We start from the raw sequence: 2177 nt of genomic DNA, 5'->3' as shown, positions 1-2177 counted from the left end.
CGCCTGAACAGTTTCATGCTTCACCTGGCGACTCGACGATGGATCGTCCGGCAATGCTGCACCACCGATTGCCGTGACCTAGCACCGGATAAGACCCCTATGGGCGGGGATCACACAGTGCCCCACCCGGAATCTTCACATGATCAACGTAATTTTTTCCCGGTGGCGACTTCTCCAACTGGTCCGGCCGACCGTCGACTTGGCTGTGACGGTACAGGCACGCCGGGGCCCACGGGTGGCGTTGTGGGCGGTCGGGAGGCGCGACAGTGGTCGCATGGACTGGCAGGCGTATCTCAGTGACTTCCACGAACGTCGACCCGGTATCACCGAGGCGGTGCTGAGGCGGGCGACGTGCGAGGGGTGTACCGGGTACGACTGGCTGCTGGAGGCGGTGCCCACCGTGGGGGAGCGGCCGGTGCTGGACCTGGCCTGCGGCAGCGCCCCGCTGGAGCCCGCGCTGCGCGGGCTCGGCTACCTCGGGGTGGACGCCTCGGCGGCCGAGCTGGCTCTTGCCCGTACCAAGGGGGCGGGTGGGCTGGTGCGCGCCGATGCCGCTCGACTGCCGTTGCCGTCCGACAGCTGCCGTGCGGTGGTCTGCTCCATGGGGCTGCAGATCCTCACGCCCCTGCCCGAGGTGCTGCGCGAAGCGGCGCGCGTACTGGTGCCGAAGGGCCGGCTGGTCGCCCTGCTGCCGGACCATGGGCCGCTGCGGGGCGCCGACGTGCTGTGGCTGGCCGGACTGATGGCCGCCCTCGGCCGCACCCTCACCTACCCCAACAGCGCGCTGCTGCGCCGGCGACAGCTGCCGCGGCTGCTGCGCGCCGCGGGCCTGGAGCTGACGGAGGACCGGCGCCGGCGCTTCGTCCACCGGCCGCGTTCGGCCGCTGAAGCGGACCTGTTCCTCGACTCGCTCTACGTCCCGGGCCTGCCGCCCCGGCGCCGCCGCGCCGCACAGCGCTGGCTGCACACGGCAGTTCGCGCCCATGCGGTGCTGCCGGTGCCCCTGCGCCGTATCACGGCCGTACGCGCCACGCCGTAGCCGGCCATGGGCTCCCCTGCTGAGCCATGGGTACCCAGTCGGCCGCGGGTGGCCTCAGCAGCAGGACGGCGCGGAGGCCGCCGTGCCTGATGAAGGCTGCGCGGGGGCGCAGGGGAAGAGGCCGAAGTGGGTGGCCTTGTCGCCGGAGACGGTGAAGTGCCGCGCGTAGCGGGTGGCGGCCAGCATCTCGGCGGTGTTGCCGCACACCAGTGCGGGGCGGGCTGTCTCGAAGAGGTGGTGGTCGTCGAGAGGGAAGGCGTGCGGGTGTTCGGCCAGGGTGCCGTGGTAGACGGCGGTCTGGCCGTAGTCCTCGCAGCGGTCCTCCAGCGGCAGCTTGAAGGCGCGTACCGTCCTGGAAGTGAAGGCAGCGAAGCCGATCCGGCGGTCGATCTCCGGGTCGTCCAGCGTGACGGGAGAGGACGCGGCGGTGCGCGCGTCCGCACAGCCGGTCTGGGCCAGCAGGCGGCGGAAGTCCTCGGTGTACAGGGCGCCTGCCAGGCACTCTCCCAGCAGCACCGGGTCCTCGCGCAGGTCGCCCGGCAGCCGTCGGTCGGCGAAGATGTCGGAGAAATACAGCTCGCCGCCGGGCCGCAGTACGCGGAAGATCTCCGCGAAGGCGCGGGGCCTGTCGGGGGAGAGGTTGAGCACGCAGTTGGAGACCACCAGGTCCACCGAGTCGTCGGGCAGGCCGCAGGCAGCGAGGTCCTCCAGGTAACCGTGCCGGAAGCCGGTGTTGGCGTACCCGAACCGCTCGGCGTGCCACTCCTGGTGGCGCCGGGCCACGGCCAGCTGCTCCTCCGTCATGTCGACCCCGATGACCCGGCCGCGCTCACCGACCAGCTGCGCCAGCACATACGCGTCCCGCCCGGTCCCGCACCCCAGGTCGAGCACGGTCAGTCCGTCCAGTGCGGGCGGCACGGGAGAACCGCAGCCGTAGAAGCGGTCCTTGACCTCCTCATGCACCAGCTCCAGCGCTGCGGCGACATGCGGCGGCGGAGCGCTCACGGTGCAGCAGGCTGAGGTTTTCAGATCGGCGGTGGAGGACAGCACCGCGCCGTAGTAGTCCCGCACGGCGGCCAGGGAGTCCATCGTGCTCTCAGTGGTCATGCGCATCTCCTACGGGAGGGGAGGTCGGGGG

Annotated in this window: 2 protein-coding genes; one reads left to right on the top strand and one right to left on the bottom strand. The window is 71.3% G+C overall.

The annotated features are described in order from the left end of the window. Positions 1–274: 274 nt before the first annotated feature. A complete protein-coding gene (locus ITI46_RS34260) occupies positions 275–1039 on the top strand; it encodes a class I SAM-dependent methyltransferase (RefSeq protein WP_209243931.1) in 765 nt (254 codons plus the stop codon). 54 nt (positions 1040–1093) lie between these two features. Here ITI46_RS34260 and ITI46_RS34255 read toward each other — a convergent pair whose 3' ends face one another. Further along, on the bottom strand, positions 1094–2146 hold the full coding sequence (locus ITI46_RS34255) for a methyltransferase domain-containing protein (RefSeq protein WP_247747023.1): 1053 nt from the start codon (positions 2144–2146) through the stop codon (positions 1094–1096). Between the last annotated feature and the right edge of the window lie 31 nt (positions 2147–2177).

It is taken from the genome of Streptomyces oryzae, assembly GCF_017676365.1.
Classification (GTDB): domain Bacteria; phylum Actinomycetota; class Actinomycetes; order Streptomycetales; family Streptomycetaceae; genus Streptomyces; species Streptomyces oryzae.
Note: the sequence above shows the minus strand (reverse complement) of the source record. Positions and strands in the feature narration are given on the sequence as shown.

Bases quoted from the DNA above. Each gene is read 5' to 3' on its own strand.
- ITI46_RS34260 (WP_209243931.1), top strand. From the start codon at position 275: ATGGACTGGCAGGCGTATCTCAGTGACTTCCACGAACGTCGACCCGGT.
- ITI46_RS34255 (WP_247747023.1), bottom strand. From the start codon at position 2,146: ATGACCACTGAGAGCACGATGGACTCCCTGGCCGCCGTGCGGGACTAC.